The sequence below is a fragment of the Pseudomonas sp. M1 genome (assembly GCF_022760135.1).
In the GTDB taxonomy this organism is placed as follows: domain Bacteria; phylum Pseudomonadota; class Gammaproteobacteria; order Pseudomonadales; family Pseudomonadaceae; genus Pseudomonas; species Pseudomonas citronellolis.
The window spans coordinates 3258069-3275200 of the sequence record NZ_CP094343.1 but is presented as its reverse complement, the minus strand read 5'-3'; the positions used below and the strand labels follow the sequence as shown (position 1 = coordinate 3275200).

Genomic DNA, 17132 nt, shown 5'->3' with positions numbered 1-17132 from the left:
CCCTGCGCGCCGGGCCCTTGCGGAGCCACGAAAATGAACCTCACAACCCTGTCCCACTGGAGCCTGCGCCTGGCCTCGCTGCTGGCCTGCCTGGCGCTCTGGCAGCTGGCCAGCGCCCGGCACCTGAACCTCGGCCTGGTCACCTTCGCCAACGTCCCCGGCCCCGGCGAAGTGCTGGACGCCGCCGTGCAACTGGCGCAGTCCAGCAAGCTCGGCCGGCACCTGGGCGCGAGCCTGGCGCGGGTGCTCGCCGGCTACCTGCTGGCGGCCGTCGCCGGCGTGCTCCTGGGCCTGGCCATCGGCCGCGGACGCTGGGCCCGCGACGGCCTGCTGCCGCCGCTGGAAGTGCTGCGGCCGATCCCGGCGGTGGCCTGGATCCCGCTGGCGATCCTGATGTTCCCCAGCTCCGAGCTGTCGATGATCTTCATCACCTTCACCGGCGCGCTGTTCCCCATCCTGCTCAATACCATCCACGGCGTCGAGGCGGTGGATCCGCGCCTGCTCGCCTCGGCCCGCAGCCTCGGCGCGAGCCGCCTGGCGCTGCTGCGCGAGGTGGTGCTGCCCGGCGCCCTGCCGAGCATCGTCACCGGCCTTGCCATCGGCATGGGCACCTCCTGGTTCTGCCTGGTGACCGCCGAGATGATCTCCGGGCAATGGGGCATCGGCTACTACACCTGGGAGTCCTACACCTTGCAGAACTACCCCGACATCGTCGTCGGCATGCTGCTCATCGGCGTGCTCGGCATGGCCAGCAGCCTGCTGGTGCGCCAGCTCGGCGCCCTGGCCACGCCCTGGCAGCGCCAGGCCGGAGGCAAGCCATGAGCCTGCCTGAACGAGTGCCCGCCGGGCACGTGCGCGTCGAGGGCCTGTCGATCCACCTGGGCAGCGGCCGCGACGCCTTCGAAGCGGTGCACTCGCTGAGCTTCGCCATCGAGCCCGGCGAATTCGTCTGCGTGCTCGGCCCCTCCGGCTGCGGCAAGTCCACCCTGCTCGGCGCCCTGGCCGGCCACCTGCGCCCCAGCGGCGGGCGCCTGGAAGTGGACGGCCAGCCGGTGGGCGGCCCCTCGCCGCAGCGCGGCATGGTGTTCCAGCAGCACACCCTGCTGCCCTGGCGGCGGGTGCGCGACAACGTCGCCTTCGGCCTGAAGATGCGCGGCGTGCCGCGCGCCGAACGCCACGCCCGGGCCGAGGAAATGCTCCAGCTGGTGGGCCTCTCCGGCTTCGCCAACCGCTGGCCGTCGCAGCTTTCCGGCGGCATGCAGCAGCGCGTGGAGATCGCCCGGGTGCTGATCAACCAGCCGCGCCTGCTGCTGATGGACGAACCCTTCGGCGCCCTCGACGCGCAGACGCGGATGATGATGCAGGAGCTGCTGCTGGACATCTGGACGCGCCTGCGCACCAGCGTGCTGTTCATCACCCACGATATCGACGAGGCGCTATTCCTCGCCGACCGCATCCTGGTGATGAGCCCGCGGCCGGGACGCATCCTCGAGGAAATCCGCCTGGGCTTCCCGCGCCCGCGCCACGCCGAGCTGCTGACCAGCGCCGGCTTCGCCCGCCTCAAACGCCACTGCCTGGAACTGCTGCGCCACGAGGACGGCCGCCAACTGCCGCGCCTGACGCCCCTGGGCCTGCCCGACAACGACCCGACAAGAGCGCGATTCGCCATATGACCCCGTTCACGACCGACAACCCCGGCATCCTCGACCTGCAACCGCGCCTGCAGCACGCCGACCCCGGCGTGCGCCGCATCGCCCTGATCGAACTGGCCGACCTGGAGGAGCCCGAGGCCCTGCCCTGGCTGGCCCGGGCGCTGGCCATTGATCCGGCCGCCGCCGTGCGCGCCGAGGCCGCGCGCCTGCTGGAAGCCTGGGAGGAACCCGAAGTGGTCCAGGCCCTGTGCCAGGCCCTGGCCGACAGCGACGAGACGGTGCGCGAAGCCGCCGCGCAAAGCCTCAGCGAACTGAAGACCGCCGAGGCCGGGCGCCTGTTGCTGCCCTGGGCGGCCCACGCCGACACCTTCGTGCGCCGCAGCGCATTGCGCGCCCTGCGCGAACTGCGCCTGGAAGAAAGCGCGACCCCGGCCCTGGCCGCCCTGGACGACACCGACGCCGGTGTGCGCCGCGAGGCGGTGGGCATCCTCGGCTGGCTCAAGCGCATCGAGGCCCTGCCGCGCCTGGCCGCCCTGGCCAGCGACGATGCCGACAGCGAAGTGCGCCGCGCCGCCGCCGGCGCCCTCGGCCTGGCCAGCGACGCCAGCGTGCTGCCCGCGCTGGGCGCGGCATTGCGCGACAAGGCCTGGAAGGTCCGCGAGGAAGCCGCCGCCACCCTCGGCAAGCTGGGCCTGCAGGAGGCCGGCGAGGCGCTGCTGCAAGCGCTGGAAGACGACTTCTGGCAGGTGCGCCTGCGCGCCGCGCGGGCCCTCGGCAACCTGCGCTACCAGGCCGCCCGTGAGGCCTTGCAGGGCCTGCTCGGCCACGCCATCAGCAACCTGCGCAAGGAAGCCGCCCTGGCCCTGGGCGAGCTGGGCGACATCCGCGCCCTGCCCGCCCTACAACAGGCCCAGACCGACGGCGACCCGGAAGTGCGCAAGGCCGTGCGCATCGCCCTCACCCAACTGGGCGCGCCGGCATGAACGCGCCCCGCGCCCTGCACCGTTCCAGTAACGAGCGCGAGCTGCGCATCGACTGGGGCGACGGCGAAGTGCAGCGCATCGCCTTCGCCCGCCTGCGCGGCGCCTGCCCCTGCTCGCAGTGCCGCGCGGCGCGCCTGCAGGGGCGCATCACGCTGGTCGGCGCCGAAGTCGGGCTGCGCGCCGTGAACCCCCAGGGCTACGGCGTACAGTTGGTGTTCGACGACGGCCACGAGCGCGGCATCTATCCCTGGAGCTACCTGCGCGAACTGGGTTGAGCCGCTACCACTCGCCGATGCGCACCAGCTTGCCGCCTTCCGGCTCGCCATAGCGGAAGGCCTGGCCGCGCAGGTCGATCTCCTCGTTGCTGATGGTGGTGCGCCGCTTCAGGCCGCGCAGCCAGTCGAACAGGTAGCGCTGGTGCTGCTCGCGGACGTTCGCGTAGGCCGGCTCGGCGCCCAGGTCGCGCAGCTCGCTCGGGTCCGCCTGCAGGTCGAACAGCTGCGGACGGAAGCCGTCGTAGGCCAGGTACTTCCAGCGCTCGCTGCGCACCATGTACATGCGGCAGGCGTCGATGGGCCGGCCCAGGCGCTCGCGGGCCGGGGCCTGGAAGGCGTAGTCGTATTCGGCGATGGCGTAGTCGCGCCAGTCCGCCGGCCGTTGCCCATGCAGCAGCGGCTGCAGCGAGCGGCCCTCGACGCGGTGCGCCGCCGGCGGTATCGCGAAGGCGTCGAGCAGGGTCGGCAGCACGTCGATGGATTGCACCAGGGCCTGCTCGACGCTACCGCGGCTGGCGTCGGCCGCCGCGCGCGGGTCGCGGATCAGCAGCGGCACGCCCACCGCCGGCTCCAGCAGGAACTCCTTCTCGCCCAGGCCGTGGTCGCCCAGGTAGTCGCCATGGTCGCTGGTGAAGACGATCAGGGTGTCGTCCCAGCGGCCGCTGGACTGCATGTGCTCGAACAGCCGGCCGAGCTGGTCGTCGATCTGCCTGATGAGCCCCATGTAGGTGGGGATCACGGTGTTGCGCACCTCCTCGCGGGAGAAGTTCAGGCTCTCCTGGTGCTGTTGGAAGGCCTTGTACACCGGGTGTTCGCTCTCCTCCCCCGGCGCCGCGCGCAGGGCCGGCAGCACCTGCCCGGGGCCGTACAGCGCGTGGTACGGAGCGGGCGCGATATAGGGCCAGTGCGGCTTGATGTACGACAGGTGCAGGCACCAGGGCCTATCGCCCTGCTCGCGCATGAAGTCGATGGCGCGGCTGGTGGCGTAGACCGTTTCGCTGTGCGGCTCCGGCAGGCGCGTGGGCAGCCCTGCGTTGCGCATCTGCCAGCCGCTGAGCACCTCGCCGTTGGCGCCTTCGGCGGCGTTGGCCCAGTCGTGCCAGGGGTTGTCGCCGGCATAGCCGAGGCCGCGCAGGTAATGGGTGTAGGGCGCGCTTTCGCGCTTGTCGGCGAACAGCTCGCCGTCGGGGTAGATGCCGTCGTTGCGGTCGTAGGGCTCGAAGCCGGCCTCGGCCAGTTGCTGGCCGCGCTCGCTTTGCGGGTCCACCCCGAGCGCCTGCATGCCTTCGAGATTGGCGGTGGCGTGGGTCTTGCCCACCAGCGCGGTGCGGATGCCGGCCGGGCGCAGGTAGTCGCCGAGGGTCAGCTCCTCCAACGGCAGCGGCACGGCGTTCCAGCTCACCTGGTGGCTGCTGACGTAGCGCCCGGTGTACGAGGACATGCGCGACGGCCCGCAGATGGTGCCCTGGGTATAGGCCCGGGCGAAACGCACGCCCTCGGCGGCCAGGCGATCGATGTTCGGCGTGTGCAGGTGCGGGTGGCCGTAGCAGGACAGGTAATCGCGACGCAGCTGGTCGCACATGATGTAGAGGACGTTGCGGATGGGCTGGGGCTGGCTCATGGGACGTTCGGGGATGACGGATGGAGCGGTCATTTCGCGGGGCGCGGGGGCGTTCTGGCAAACGCATTTGCAGCAAGATTTGCATGCGTGGAATGCATGGGGTGGGGTTGGTGTAGGAGCGAGCTTGCTCGCGAATGGAGTTCACCGGGAGTTGTGGGGATTGGGGTTGAGAGCGCCCTCTCCCTAGCCCTCTCCCTGAAGGGAGAGGGGACCGTTCGGCGCGGTTTGGTTTTCCTGAGTTAGCCGGCAACACCGAAGGTCTCCATTTGAAACCTTCCTGTTCTCGGCACGGACTAGCCCCCTCTCCCTTCAGGGAGAGGGCTGGGGAGAGGGGGCGGAGTAAACCCAATACGCCATAGCCGCCGGTGAACTCTATTCGCGAGCAAGCTCGCTCCTACGAAAAGACGAAAAGCCCTAAACCGTCTCCTCATCGATCCGCCGCAACTCCCCGATCATCGCCTCCGCCAGCGGCGACAGGCTGTACCCCGCGCGGTGCACGATGCCGTAGCGGGTATGCAGCTCCTCCAGGTCCTCCGGCAGCTCCGCCACCGTCAGCGCCACCAGCGCCTCGCCGGCGCCCTGCCCCGGGCCGCTGGCGATGCCGATGGCGTTGGAGGCCAGCACCACGGCGTTCAGGCCGTGGCCGTTCTCGCATTCGATGTCCGGGCGGAAGTCGGGGCGGCCGCTGAGGTCCACCAGCACCTTGCGGATGTTCGGCGGGCTGAGGTTGGTGGCGATGGGGTAGCTCAGCAGCTGCGCCGCGCTCACCTGCCCCTGGCCGGCCAGCGGGTGGCCGGGGCGGCAGCAGAAGTGCCACTTGCGCGGCTTCAGGCGCAGGGTGCGGTACTCGGGATTGGCCTCGAAATGGCGGGTGTCGGCGACGAAGAATTCGAAGTCCTCGGCCTGCAGGCGCTTGCCCAGTACCTGCCAGTGCTCCACCTGGAAGGCCACCCGCGCCTTGGGGTAGCGCCCGTTGAACGCGGCGATAGCCCGCGGCACCAGCCAGGCCGCCGGCGCGGGGCCCGCGCCGAAGCGCAGTTCGCCCGCCTCCAGGCCATTGAACAGGGCGATCTCGTTGGCCAGCTTGTGCGCGCCGCTGACCAGCCGGCGCGCGTGCTCCAGGACGATCAGGCCCTGCTTGGTGGGGTTGAGTTCCTTGCTCGCGCGGTCCACCAGGCGGCAGCCGGCGCTGTGTTCCAGGGCCTGGATGCTGCGGCTGAAGGCCGATTGCGACAGGCACACGGCGTCGGCCGCGGCGACGAAGCTGCGGTGCTCGGCAAGGGCGATGAAATGGCGGAGCTGGCGAAGGTCTATATGCATTTTCTACATAAAAAATATTGGGCAAATGCAATTGTCCGAAGGTGGACGGCCTTCTTATAAAGGCAATCTCTTATTCCGTAAATAAATCGAAATACATAAATAAAGATCGATACGGAATAAAAAGATTGCAGGCCAAACCGGTCCTGCGCGACACGACCTCTTCTCCAGGACCTTTCCATGCACCACCGAGATTCCGCGCCCCGTTTCCGCCGCCGGCTGTTGCCGCTGTCCATCCTGCTGGCCACCGGCGGCCTGGCCATGGGCGCCCTGCACGCCGAGGAAGCCACCCCGCAGGAGGCCGCCGCCCAGGCCCAGGGCGAGGCCAGCACCCTGGGCACCGTCACCGTGACCTCGCGGCGCCGCGAGGAGAACTCCCAGGACGTGCCCACCGCCATGAGCGTGCTCGGCGGCGAGACCCTGGAAAGCCAGCGCATCTACCGCGTGCAAGACCTGCAGCAGCTGGTGCCCAGCACCAACGTCGCCTACGTCCACGCGCGGCAGTCCAGCGTGTCCATCCGCGGCCTGGGCAACAACCCGGCCAGCGACGGCCTGGAAGGCAGCGTCGGGCTGTACCTGGACAACGTCTACCTGGGCCGCCCCGGCATGGCCTCCTTCGACCTGCTGGACATCGAGCAGCTGGAAGTGCTGCGCGGGCCCCAGGGCACGCTGTTCGGCAAGAACACCACCGCCGGGGTGATCAACATCTCCACCCGCCTGCCCAGCTTCACCCCCGAGCGCAGCGTCGAGGTGTCCGGCGGCGAGGACGGCTACTTCCAGGGCAAGGCCACGGTCTCCGGGCCGCTCACCGACGAGCTGGCCGGGCGCTTCTCGGCCTACCGCACCCGCGACGACGGCTACGTGAAGAACGTCTTCGACGGCAACACCCTCAACGGCGGCGCCCGCCAGGGCTTCCGCGGCCAGCTGCTGTACAAGCCCGACGAGGACTTCAGCCTGCGCTGGATCGGCGACTACAACGAGGAGAACTCCAGCAACGGCATCCTCACCCTGTTCAGTACCGGGCCGACCCTCAACGGCGTCAACCGCTACGAGCAGCGCGCCCGCGCCGCCGGCGCCACGCTGGTGTACGGCGACGACCGCAAGGTCAACTTCGACGCCGCCCAGCGCGTCACCGTGTTCCAGGGCGGCACTTCGCTGGAGGCCAACTGGAAGCTGGCCAACGACTTCTCGCTGACCTCCATCAGTTCCTACCGCTGGTGGGACTTCACCCCGCGCAACGACGACGGCCTGAACGTGGCGGCGTCCTACAACGCCGGCGTCTCGGTGCGCGACAAGCAGTGGTCGCAGGAGCTGCGCCTGGCCTCGCCCACCGGCGGCTTCTTCGACTACGTGCTGGGCGCCTACTACTTCGGCCAGGACCTGGACAACCACTCCTTCAACCTCTACGGCCCCCAGGCGGACATCTGGAACGGCACCGCCACGGGCGCGCTGGCCAACGTCACCAGCCTGGGCGACGGCCACATCGACACCGACAGCTACGCGCTGTTCGCCCAGGGCACCTGGCACCTCACCGACAGGCTCGACTTCACCGCAGGCATCCGCGGCACCTACGAGGAGAAATCCGCCTGGGTCAGCCGCGACGCGCCCCTCGGCGGGGCCGCCGTCAGCGGCGCGGCCCTGGCCGCGCGCAACGGCCGGGCCGGCGCCTACGACTCCGGCGACCTCTCGGTGTACAGCTTCTCGCCCTCGGGCCTGCTCAGCCTGAACTACCACTTCAACGACAACCTGATGGGCTACGCCTCGCTGTCCCACGGCGAGAAGTCCGGCGGGGTGAACCTGACCGTGGCCAGCGCCCCCACCGCCGGCGCCGACTCCCTGCTGGTGGGCAGCGAGCGGGCCAACGACGCCGAGCTGGGGATCAAGAGCACGCTGTTCGACCACCGCCTGATCCTCAATGCCAACCTGTTCGCCACCGTGGTCCACGGCTACCAGGCCAACGCCTACGACGAGGCCACCCGCACCTCCTACCTGACCAACGCCGGCGACGTGCGCTCGCGCGGGATGGAGTTCGAGGCCACCGCCCTGCCCGTCCGTGGGCTGACGCTGAACCTCAACGGCTCGTACAACGACGTGCGCTACCTGTCGTACAAGAACGCGCCCTGCCCGCCGGAAGTCTCCTTCCAGAGCGGCGCACCGGCGTCCTGCGACCTCAGCGGGCACCAGGTGGTGGGCGCCTCCAAGTACATCTTCAACGCCAACGGCGAATACAAGTGGCGCCTGGAAGACAACCTGGAGCCCTACGTCACCGCCAGCTACGCCTTCCGCTCCAAGGCCGTGGGCACCATCGACGACTCCGACTACGGGCAGATCCCCAGCTACGCCATCGTCAACACCGCCCTGGGCCTGCGCGGCGACTACGGCGACGGCCGCTGGGACCTGTCGCTGTGGCTGAAGAACGCCTTCGACAAGACCTACTACACCAGCCTGTGGAACTCGGCCAACGGCGGCTACGCCGGCGTGCTGGGCACCCCGCGCACCCTGGGCGTGACCGCCCGCTACGACTTCTGACCCGAGGACCACTGCCATGAAGCATGCCCGCGCCACCGCCCTGCTCGCTCTCTCCGCCCCGCTGCTGGCCGCCGCCGTCAGCGCCGCGCCCAGCGTCTACCCCACCGGGGTGACGCGCTACGACCCGCAGAAGGCCTTCAACCAGTACGTGATCTTCAGCGGCGCCGACAACAGGACGCACCTGATCGACATGAACGGCAACGAGGTGAAACGCTGGGACCGCCCCGGCTTCCCCTCGGCCATCCTCGAGCCGAAACTCGCCAATGGCGAGCGCGGCCACGTGCTGCTGCAGACCGCCGACCTGGCCGAGCCGGGCAAGCTCGCCTCCGCCGGCAACGGCCTGCGCAACCAGGCCGTGGGCGAGCTGGACTGGGCCGGCAAGACCGTCTGGCAATGGGGCGACCAGGCCCCCGGCGGCGCCGCCCGCCAGCACCACGACCTGCGCCGGCTGGCCAACGGCAACACCCTGGTGCTGGCCAACCGCGTGCACGCGGTGAAGGGCTTCCAGGTGCCGGAAGTGATCGACGACGTGATCTACGAAGTCACCCCGCAAGGCCAGGTGGCCTGGAGCTGGACCGCCTCCGAGCACCTGCACGAGTTCGGCTTCGGCGCCGAGCAGCTCAAGCTGGTGCACGCCAGCAAGAACCCGGACTACCTGCACATCAACAACCTGGCGCCGCTGGGCGCGAACCGCTGGCACGCCGCCGGCGACCAGCGCTTCGCCCCGGACAACCTGCTGTTCGATTCGCGCAACGCCAACTTCATCGCCATCATCGACAAGGCCAGCGGCGAGGTGGTCTGGCGCCTGGGCCCGAACCTGCCGCCGATCGACCCGCGCAACGCGCAGAAGCTGCCGCGCCCGGTGGACCAGATCAGCGGCCAGCACGACGCGCACATCATCCCCGAGGGCCTTCCCGGCGCCGGCAACCTGCTGGTGTTCGACAACCAGGGCGACGCCGGCTACCCCTCGGTGCAGCGCGGGGTGATCTCCGGTTCGCGGGTGCTGGAGATCGACCCGCTGAAGAAGCAGATCGTCTGGCAGTACACCGCGGAAAGCTCGAAGCAGCCGGGCTGGGCCTTCTTCAGCTCGTTCATCAGCAGCGCCCGGCGCCTGCCCAACGGCAACACCCTGATCGACGAGGGGCAGAACGGCCGCTTCTTCCAGGTCACCCCGGGCGGCGAGATCGTCTGGGAATACGTCAGCCCCTACTTCGGCAAGGCGCCGCTGGGCGACGCCGTGAGCAACTGGGTATACCGCGCCCTGCCGGTGGACTACAGCTGGGTACCGGAAGGCACCCCGCGCGAGGAAAAGGCCGTGCAGGCCGCGGTGCCGGGCGCGCAGCCGGTGACCGCGGCGCGCTGAACCGTCCATCGCCACCTGTAGGAGCGCGCCCTGCGCGCGATTCGCGGGCAGGGCCCGCTCCTACAAGGGGAATCCTGTGGCGTCACGGAACACCCCGTAGGATGGCGTTGAGCGAAGCGATACCCATCACCACGACCGCACGGGTTTCGCAAGCTCAACCCATCCTACAAAAGCACCTCGGCGCGGCTCGCTTACGCCGTTTTCCCTTTCACCCCCGGCTCGCCACGCGGTACTGCTCCGGCGTGGTGCCGGCCTGGCGGCGGAACATGGCGATGAAGGCCGAGGCGCTGCTGTAGCCCAGGTCGAAGGCGATTTCCTGCACCCCGCGCCCGGCTTCCAGCGCCTCGATGGCGGCGAGGAAACGCAGGCGCTGGCGCCATTCGCCGAAGCTCATGCCCAGCTCGCGCTGGCACATGCGCGCCAGGGTGCGCTCGGTGCTGTGCACCTGCCTGGCCCAGTCGGCCAGGGAACGGTTGTCGCCGGGCTCGGCCTGCAGCGCGGCGAGCAGTTCGCCCAGCAGCGCGCTCTGGGCGAACGGCAGGTAGTCCTCGTGGCGCGGCGAGGCTTGCAGTTGGTCCAGCACCACCTGGGCCAGGCGCTTGTCGGCCGCGCTCTCGGGGATATTCACCCCGCGCGCGGCGAAATCCGAGAGGATGGCCTTGAGGATGTCGCCGATCTGCAGCGTGCAGGGCCCTGTCGGCAACTGGCGGGACAGCTCGGCGCTGACGTACAGCGAGCGGTAGACGATGGCCTCGCGGTTGTAGCAGCCGTGCTCCACGCCCGGCGGCACCCACACCGCGTACTGCGGCGGCGAGAGGAAGCGCTGGCCGCCGACGTCCAGCTGCATCACCCCGTGGGAGGCGTAGTTGAGCTGGCCCCAGGGGTGGCTGTGGGGCGCCGAGCGGGTGTCGGCGCCGAACTCGTCGTAGCGGAAGTACAGCGGCGCCGGCAGGGCCGCATGGTCCGGCAGCGGCAGGGGGATGTATTTCTTCGTGGGCATGTCCGGATGGCGTGGCGAGTTGTCCGGAATGAAGTATAAGCGCCATTCCGGACGGCGGGACAATGGCGCCCGTCCGTCACAGATGTCCGCTGCAATGACCTATTTCTTCCCGCTCTTCGCCGTGCTCGTCTGGGGCGGCAACACCGTGGTCAACAAGCTCGCCGTGGGCCGCATCGCCCCGGCCGAGATCGGTTTCTTCCGCTGGCTGGCGGTGGCCGTGCTGCTCAGCCCCTTCGTGCTGCGCCCGCTGCTGGCGCGGCGCGCACAGATCGCCCCGCTGCTGCCGAAGATCGTGGTGCTCGGCCTGCTGGGCATGGCCGTGTACCAGAGCCTGGCCTACTACGCCGCGTCCCTGACCAGCGCCACCAACATGGGAATCATCCTCGCGCTGATGCCGCTGATGTCCCTGGGCCTGGCCAGCGCCCTGCTCAGCCAGCGGCTCAATGCCGGCGGCGTGCTCGGCTCGCTGCTGTCGCTGCTGGGCGTGCTGCTGGTGATCGCCCACGGCGACCTGGCCAGCCTGCTGCACCAGGGCATCGGCCTGGGCGACGGCATGATGCTGGTGGCTACCCTCGCCTACGGCCTCTACGGCGTGCTGCTGAAGAAATGGCAGATCCGCCTGCCGGGACTGCAGCTGCTGTACCTGCAGGTGCTGGTGGCGGTGCTGGCGATGCTGCCGATGTACCTGCTCTCGCCGCACCACGGACTGGACGCCGGCAACCTGCCGCTGGTGGCCTACGCCGGCCTGCTGGCCTCCATCGCCGCGCCGCTGGCGTGGATGCGCGGGGTACAGGAGATGGGCCCGAACCGCATGGCGCTGTTCTTCAACCTGCTGCCGCTGGTTACCGCGGCCATCGCTGCCGTGCTGCTGGACGAGCGCCTGGGCGTGCACCACCTGTACGGCGGCGCGCTGACTCTTGCCGGGGTGCTTCTTGCAGAACGTTGGCGGCCTCGGCCGGCGGCGGGTCTGGCTGCCGACTGAGGCCTATCGCGGATGAATCCGCTCCTACAAGGGAATGGCGCAGCCGGCAAATATGGCACCCGTAGGATGGGTTGAGCGAAGCGATACCCATCACCGCGACTGACGACGAACCGACAGGGAGCGTAGGGCGTATAACCGTTCGCGGTTATCCGCCGCTACACCGAACGCATCCTCTGCGTCAGGGCTCAGCTGGGCATTTCGACGACCCATCTCCAGGTCGACACCGAGCAGACGGTCGGCCGAGGTCAAACGGCGGATAACGCCGTAGGCGTTATGCGCCCTACGCCCGATTCAACTCTTCAACCAGCGTGGCTACCAGTTCCGCTGCCGGCAACTCGCGGGCCAGGGGCGCGCCCTGGCCAGCCCATTGCACGGCGAAGTCGGGATTGCCCTTGGCCGCGGCGACCAGGGCCTTGGTGGCGTCGTAGACCATGGGGTAGTCCGGCAGTGCCGGGGCATCGGCGCGCTGCAGGTCGCTGAACAGGCGGTTGGGCAGGCCGCGCGCCGGGCGCCCGGAGATGGCGGCGGTCACCTCGGTGTGCCAGGCCCGCTCGCTTTGCAGCGCCGCGCGGTAGGCGGCGTTGGCCGAGGATTCCGGGCAGGCGACGAAGGCCGTGCCCATCTGCACCGCCTGCGCGCCCAGGGCGAAGGCGGCGCGGATGCCGCGGCCGTCCATGATGCCGCCGGCGGCGATCACCGGCAGCTTCAGCACCGGCGCCAGGCTGCCGACCAGGGCCAGGGTGCCGATGCGCTCATCGTGGTCGCGTTCGAAGATGCCGCGGTGCCCGCCCGCCTCGTAGCCCTGGGCGACCACCGCGTGCAGGCCGGCGGCCTCGACGGCGCGGGCCTCCGCCAAATTGGTGGCGCAGCCGAGCAGGACGATGCCGGCGGCCTTCAGCCGGTCGATCCAGCCCTGCGCGGGCAGGCCGAAGTGGAAGCTGACCACCGCCGGGCGCTCTTCCAGCAGCACCTCCAACATCTGCGGATCATCGACGAAGCTGCGGTAGATCTCCCGCAGCGCCGCCGGCGGCTCGCCGCCCAGCTCCTCGAACAGCGGCCGCAGGTGTTCCACCCAGGCGGCCTCGCGGGCGGCGTCGGCCTGCCCCGGGCGGTGGCAGAACAGGTTGAAGTTCACCGGCCTCGCCGTCAGCCCGCGCACCTGGGCGATCAGCTCGCGGGCCTGCGCCGGGTTGCTCGCGCCCAGGCCGATGGAGCCCAGGGCGCCGGCCTCGGACACGGCGGCGGCCAGCGCCGGGGTCGAGACACCGACCATGGGCGCCTGGATGATGGGGTGTTCGATGCCGAGCAGTTGGCGAAGGGGCATGGCGATGATCTCCTGGGCTGATCGATGGTTGACTTAAAATCTCATAAAGAGAATATTCTACGCAATACATTCTCCAACAGAGATCATCGATGGACCTGTCCAGCCTGGAAATCTTCCGCTGCGTCGCCGAGGAGCAGAGCGTGACCCGCGCCGCCGCGCGCCTGCAGCGGGTGCAGTCGAACGTCACCACGCGCATCCGCCAGCTGGAGGAAGACCTGGGCGTGGCGCTGTTCCTGCGCGACGGCAAGCGCATGGCGCTGACCGACCCGGGCCGCGAGTTCCTCGCCTACGCCGAGAAGCTCCTGGCCCTGGCCGCCGAGGCGCGGCAGTCGCTGCACCCCCGCGAGGCCAGCGGCAGCCTGCGCCTGGGCAGCATGGAGAGCACCGCCGCCAGCCGCCTGCCCGGCCCGCTGGCGGCCTACCACCGCGCCTGCCCGCAGGTGCAACTGGAAGTCAGCACCGGCACCAGCCAGGCGCTGGTGGACGGCGTGCTGTCGCGGCGCCTGGATTGCGCGCTCATCGCCCACCCCGATGCGCTGCGCGCCGAACCCGGCTTCGAGGCGGCCCTGGAGCGCGGCCTGCTGGGCCAGGCGGTGTTCCGCGAGGAACTGCTGCTGGCCCTGCCCGGCGACCACCCGCCGGTGCGCGGGCCGGGCGACGTGCAGGTGCGGACCCTGGCCGGCTTCTCCCGCGGCTGCACCTACCGGCAGATCGCCGAGGACTGGCTGAACGCCGAGGGTCCGCGCGTGCAGGTGCAGGAAGTGGGCTCTTACCACGGCATCCTGGCCTGCGTCGCCGCCGGCGCCTGCGTGGGCATCCTGCCGCGCTCGCTGCTCGACCTGCAGCGCGAGCCGCCGGCGCTGCGACTGCTGCCGATCATGAGCGTGGACATTCTCCTGGTCTGGCGCGAAGGCTACGCCACCGGCGCCTTCGAACGTTTCCGCGAAACCCTGGGGGCCGCCTCGTGAAGCAACGCAGCGAACTCACGCTGGCGCTGAGCGCCGCGCTCATCCTGGCCATCGGCATGGGCTTCGGCCGCTTCGCCTTCACCGGGCTCTACCCGCTGATGGTCGGCGAAGGCGTGCTCAGCGTGAATGGCGGCTCGCTGGCCGCCTCGGCCAACTACGCCGGCTATCTGCTGGGTGCGCTGGCCCTGGCGCGCTGCCCGGAACGCCTGGCGGCGAGCCTGTGCCGCGTGGCCCTGGTAGGCACCCTGCTGGGGCTGGCGGCCATGGCGGTGCCGGCGCCGGCCTGGTTCGCTATCGGCGTGCGCCTGCTGGCCGGGGTGCTCAGCGCGGTGGCGCTGGTAGGCGCCTCGGTGTGGCTGCTGCACGTGATGCAACGCCACGGCGGCGCGCCGCTGATGTTCTCCGGGGTGGGCCTGGGCATCCTGATTTCCGCCGAGCTGATCGCCGGCGGCCATGGCGCGGGCCTGGGCAGCCCGGCGATCTGGCTGCTGCTGGCCGGCGCCGGGAGCGTTCTCGCCCTACTGGCCTGGCCGGCGCTGAGCCGCCCCGCGCCCGCACCCGTCAAGACGGCGCCGCACGTAGCGCCCGCCGTGCCCATGGCGCCGGCGAGCCTGCTGCTGATCTACGGCCTGGCCGGCTTCGGCTACATCATCACCGCCACCTACCTGCCGCTGCTGATGCGCGGCGGCGCGCTGTCGCCGCTGCAGGCCTGGGCGGTATTCGGCCTGGCGGCGGCGCCGTCGTGCTTCTTCTGGCACTGGCTGCACGGGCGCCTGGGCACGCGCCGGGCGCTGGCGGCGAACCTGCTGGTGCAGGCGCTGGGGGTGATCCTGCCGGTGCTGCAGCACAGCGCCCCGGCCTACCTGGCCAGCGCCCTGCTGGTGGGCGGCACCTTCATGGGCACGCCGACCATCGCCCTGCCCGCCGCGCGCCTGGCGGCGGCGAAAGTGCGCTTCAACATGCTGGCGGCCATGACCGCGGTGTACGGCGTGGGGCAAATCGTCGGGCCGCTGGCCTCCAGCGCGCTCTACCACCTGGATGGCAGCTTCAGCCCGGCGCTGCTGGCGGCCGGCGCCGCCCTGCTGCTGGGGGCGGCCTGCACCTGGCAGCCGGCGCGGGCCGCCGCAAGCTGCCCGCGCTGAGCCTCAGGCGTCGCCCTGGCGCTGGCGCTTGCGGTGCTCGGCGACCTTGTGGCGGTTGCCGCACAGGGCCATGCTGCACCAGCGCCGGCGGTGCGACTTGGTGCGGTCGTAGAACCACAGGGTGCAGTCCGGGTGCTCGCACACGCGGACCAGATCGAAATCCCCTTCGGCAAGCAATTGCGCGCCCTGCTCCGCCAGCGGCGCCAGCAGCCACTCGGCGCCGGGCTTCACGGCCTGGTGGCGCAGATACGCGCCCTGCCCGTCCCAATCCAGCTGCGGATAGCTGGCAACCTTGCTCAGGAAGGCGTTGAAGCGCGCCGGGTCGGCCGCCTCGCCACGCTTGCGCTTGCTCACCAGCTCGCGCAGGGTCTCGCGCAGCTCGATGGCGGCGGCCAGCAGTTCGCCCTCGGCGAAGTCCGCGCCTTCCGCCGGCAGGCCCAGCAGGCGCAACCAGTGCTGCACGTCGGCGTCGCTGTGCCAGGCATCGGAAGCCGACAGGGCCGCGGCATCGGCGCGGCTCAGGCTGTTGAGCAAGTCCAGCACCGGGTGGTCGGCGAGGATGTAGGGCGGCTGGGGGGTGGTTTCGCGCATGCTCGCTCCGGGATCGGGGTGTCGAGCCCATGGTAACCCTCGTCCAGGCGTTTTCAAGTTACAGCATCGGGCGACTGGCGAGCCGCGCCAGCCTGGCCAAGACTGTTCAGTCCCCTTCCCCTGATCAGGAGCCCTGCCATGTCCATCGACAACGTGCTGTACCGCGCCTACGCCGAAGCCACCGGTGGCCGCGAGGGACGCGCCATTTCCTCCGACGGCGTACTCGACGTGGAGCTGACCACGCCCAAGGAACTGGGCGGCAACGGCGCCCGCGGCACCAACCCGGAGCAGCTGTTCGCCGCCGGCTACTCGGCATGCTTCCTTGGTGCCATGAAGTTCGTCGCCGCCCGCGACAAGCTGGCGATTCCCAAGGACCCGTCCATCGAAGGCGTGGTCGGCATCGGCCCGGTGCCCACCGGCTTCGCCATTGAGGTGGAGCTGCGCATCTCCCTGCCCGGCCTGCCGCGCGACCAGGCGCAGACCCTGGTGGACCGCGCGCACATCGTCTGCCCCTACTCCAACGCCACCCGCGGCAACATCGACGTCACCCTGACCATCCTCGACTGAGCCCCGCCCCGGCTGCGGCGCCCACCGCAGCCGACTTTTCCCCTTCCCCGCCAAGGCCTATCCCGGATGCCGGGCTGCGCCTGCCCGGACGAATGGCGCAGTAACTCTTTAAACAGTTATTGACAGGTTACAAGGCGAGCGCAGAATACAGTCTTGAGTAACCGTATAAACACACTTAAAGAGTTACAAAGGTGACCGCCATGTTCGCCCGACTGCTGCGCCGACTCTTCCCGCACCCCGCCGAAAAAGACCTGGACCGCTGGGCCGACGACCTCGCCGCCGAACGCCGCTGGCGCGCCAGCCCGGCCGCGCGGGCCCGCTACTACGCCCTGCCCGGCAGCCTGCCGCGGCAACCCCGGCGGCGCTAGAGCGCCGGCAGCTGGCGGAAGCTCACCGCCAGGCGGTTCCAGCAGTTGATGGCGGAAATGGCCACGGTCAGGTCCACCGCCTCGCGCTCGTCGAACTGGCTGCGCAGCTGCTGGTAGACCTCGTCGGGCACGTTGGACTGCGACAGCAGCGTGACCGCCTCGCACCAGGCCAGCGCGGCCCGCTCGCGCTCAGTGAAGAAGGGCGAGTCGCGCCATACCGCCACGGCGTACAGGCGCCGCTCCGACTCGCCGCTGCGCCGCGCCTCCAGCGCATGCATGTCGGCGCAGAACGCGCAGTTGTTGACCTGCGAGACGCGCACCTTGACCAGCTCCAGCAGCGGCTTCTCGATGGACAGGTCGAAGGTCGCCGCCTCCAGCGCCAGGATCGCCTTGAGCGCTTCCGGCGAGGCCGTGTAGTAGTCCAGGCGTGGTTCCATGGCGAAATTCCTC

The 17132-nt window shown here is 70.1% G+C and carries 17 protein-coding genes; 11 read left to right on the top strand and 6 right to left on the bottom strand.

Annotated features, from left to right (window positions below; translation table 11 throughout):
- Positions 1–33: 33 nt before the first annotated feature.
- From PM1_RS14685 to PM1_RS14670, 4 genes are read left to right on the top strand one after another with little or no spacing between them, the layout of a single operon-like run.
- Positions 34–822, top strand: a complete 789-nt coding sequence (locus tag PM1_RS14685) for an ABC transporter permease (protein WP_009622148.1) — start codon at positions 34–36, stop codon at positions 820–822.
- A complete protein-coding gene (locus PM1_RS14680) occupies positions 819–1673 on the top strand; it encodes an ABC transporter ATP-binding protein (protein ID WP_009622149.1) in 855 nt (284 codons plus the stop codon). The genes PM1_RS14685 and PM1_RS14680 overlap by 4 nt, the downstream gene beginning before the upstream one ends.
- Positions 1670–2635, top strand: coding sequence for a HEAT repeat domain-containing protein (locus PM1_RS14675; protein ID WP_009622150.1), 966 nt, complete (start codon positions 1670–1672; stop codon positions 2633–2635). Before PM1_RS14680 ends, PM1_RS14675 begins: the two co-directional genes overlap by 4 nt.
- Positions 2632–2910: a gamma-butyrobetaine hydroxylase-like domain-containing protein gene (locus PM1_RS14670; protein ID WP_009622151.1), complete on the top strand. Its 279-nt coding sequence runs from the start codon at positions 2632–2634 to the stop codon at positions 2908–2910. The genes PM1_RS14675 and PM1_RS14670 overlap by 4 nt, the downstream gene beginning before the upstream one ends.
- A gap of 4 nt (positions 2911–2914) precedes the next feature.
- On the opposite strand, the gene PM1_RS14665 is transcribed toward PM1_RS14670, so the two are convergent.
- Positions 2915–4531 carry an alkaline phosphatase family protein gene (locus PM1_RS14665; protein WP_009622152.1) on the bottom strand — a complete coding sequence of 539 codons (1617 nt, stop codon included), beginning with the start codon at positions 4529–4531 and terminating at the stop codon, positions 2915–2917.
- Positions 4532–4945: 414 nt separating this feature from the next.
- Complete coding sequence (locus PM1_RS14660) at positions 4946–5851, bottom strand: LysR family transcriptional regulator (RefSeq protein ID WP_009622153.1); 906 nt, start codon at positions 5849–5851, stop codon at positions 4946–4948.
- Positions 5852–6028: 177 nt separating this feature from the next.
- Between PM1_RS14660 and PM1_RS14655 the strand changes: the two genes are divergently transcribed.
- Both PM1_RS14655 and PM1_RS14650 read left to right on the top strand, forming a co-directional pair.
- Positions 6029–8377 (top strand): TonB-dependent receptor, encoded by a 2349-nt coding sequence (locus PM1_RS14655; protein WP_009622154.1) that lies wholly within the window; start codon positions 6029–6031, stop codon positions 8375–8377.
- Between the two features lie 16 nt (positions 8378–8393).
- Positions 8394–9740 carry an aryl-sulfate sulfotransferase gene (locus PM1_RS14650; RefSeq protein ID WP_009622155.1) on the top strand — a complete coding sequence of 449 codons (1347 nt, stop codon included), beginning with the start codon at positions 8394–8396 and terminating at the stop codon, positions 9738–9740.
- Between the two features lie 208 nt (positions 9741–9948).
- On the opposite strand, the gene PM1_RS14645 is transcribed toward PM1_RS14650, so the two are convergent.
- The gene (locus PM1_RS14645; protein ID WP_009622157.1) at positions 9949–10740 is read right to left on the bottom strand and encodes an AraC family transcriptional regulator; all 792 of its coding nucleotides are present in this window, start codon (positions 10738–10740) and stop codon (positions 9949–9951) included.
- A gap of 94 nt (positions 10741–10834) precedes the next feature.
- On the opposite strand from PM1_RS14645, the gene PM1_RS14640 reads away from it, so the two are divergent.
- Complete coding sequence (locus tag PM1_RS14640) at positions 10835–11722, top strand: DMT family transporter (protein WP_009622159.1); 888 nt, start codon at positions 10835–10837, stop codon at positions 11720–11722.
- 280 nt (positions 11723–12002) lie between these two features.
- Here the strand turns inward: PM1_RS14640 and PM1_RS14635 are convergent, their stop codons facing one another.
- Positions 12003–13046 (bottom strand): NAD(P)H-dependent flavin oxidoreductase, encoded by a 1044-nt coding sequence (locus tag PM1_RS14635; protein ID WP_009622161.1) that lies wholly within the window; start codon positions 13044–13046, stop codon positions 12003–12005.
- A gap of 89 nt (positions 13047–13135) precedes the next feature.
- On the opposite strand from PM1_RS14635, the gene PM1_RS14630 reads away from it, so the two are divergent.
- Entirely contained in the window at positions 13136–14014 is an 879-nt protein-coding gene (locus PM1_RS14630) for a LysR family transcriptional regulator (protein ID WP_009622162.1), read from the top strand.
- Complete coding sequence (locus PM1_RS14625; RefSeq protein WP_009622163.1) at positions 14011–15156, top strand: YbfB/YjiJ family MFS transporter; 1146 nt, start codon at positions 14011–14013, stop codon at positions 15154–15156. The genes PM1_RS14630 and PM1_RS14625 overlap by 4 nt, the downstream gene beginning before the upstream one ends.
- A 3-nt stretch (positions 15157–15159) precedes the next feature.
- Here PM1_RS14625 and PM1_RS14620 read toward each other — a convergent pair whose 3' ends face one another.
- Positions 15160–15747: a CGNR zinc finger domain-containing protein gene (locus PM1_RS14620; RefSeq protein WP_009622164.1), complete on the bottom strand. Its 588-nt coding sequence runs from the start codon at positions 15745–15747 to the stop codon at positions 15160–15162.
- A gap of 138 nt (positions 15748–15885) precedes the next feature.
- Here PM1_RS14620 and PM1_RS14615 point away from each other — a divergent pair, with 138 nt between their 5' ends.
- The gene (locus PM1_RS14615) at positions 15886–16314 is read left to right on the top strand and encodes an organic hydroperoxide resistance protein (RefSeq protein WP_009622165.1); all 429 of its coding nucleotides are present in this window, start codon (positions 15886–15888) and stop codon (positions 16312–16314) included.
- Positions 16315–16514: 200 nt separating this feature from the next.
- Positions 16515–16682, top strand: coding sequence for a hypothetical protein (locus PM1_RS14610; protein WP_009622166.1), 168 nt, complete (start codon positions 16515–16517; stop codon positions 16680–16682).
- On the opposite strand, the gene PM1_RS14605 is transcribed toward PM1_RS14610, so the two are convergent.
- A complete protein-coding gene (locus PM1_RS14605; protein ID WP_009622167.1) occupies positions 16679–17119 on the bottom strand; it encodes a carboxymuconolactone decarboxylase family protein in 441 nt (146 codons plus the stop codon). The genes PM1_RS14610 and PM1_RS14605 overlap by 4 nt on opposite strands.
- Positions 17120–17132 lie beyond the last annotated feature (13 nt).